The organism is Halomonas sp. ATBC28 (genome assembly GCF_005937175.1).
GTDB lineage: Bacteria > Pseudomonadota > Gammaproteobacteria > Pseudomonadales > Halomonadaceae > Vreelandella > Vreelandella titanicae.
Genome location: NZ_VCQL01000088.1, coordinates 1 through 533 on the forward strand (window position 1 = coordinate 1; position 533 = coordinate 533).

Genomic DNA, 533 nt, shown 5'->3' on the forward strand with positions numbered 1-533 from the left:
GTGCGGGCAGTAGGTCACGCCTTTGGTGCGATACTGATCTTCGCCCGGAACGTTCATGTTGCGCCATTTTGCACCGGTCGCCACGATAATGCTGCGTGCTTTCAGTACCGCGCCAGAAGCTGTTTCAATCTGATGCAGACCACCTTCAACTGCTGCTGGGATCAGTTTGCTGGCGCTCTGGCTGTCGATCACATCAACGTCGTATTCATCAACGTGAACTTTCAGTGCGCCTGCCAGCTTCTGCCCTTCAGTCTTCGGTACAGAAATGTAGTTTTCGATATCAACGGTATCGAGGATCTGACCACCAAAACGTTCGCCCATCAGACCGGTACGGATGCCTTTACGTGCGGAGTAAATTGCTGCCGCTGCACCCGCCGGGCCGGAACCGACGATTAATACGTCATAAGCATCACGCTTGTTCAGCTCTTCTGCCGCACGTTTTTCCGCGCCAGTATCAATTTTGGCAACGATTTCAGTCAACGTCATGCGGCCCTGACCAAACTCTTTCCCGTTTACGAACACTGCCGGAACGC

1 protein-coding gene is annotated in these 533 nt (G+C 53.5%); it reads right to left on the reverse strand.

The features are described from left to right. Positions 1-533 (reverse strand): FAD-dependent oxidoreductase (locus E0L35_RS25440; protein WP_171051237.1); only part of this gene is annotated, 533 nt, incomplete at both ends.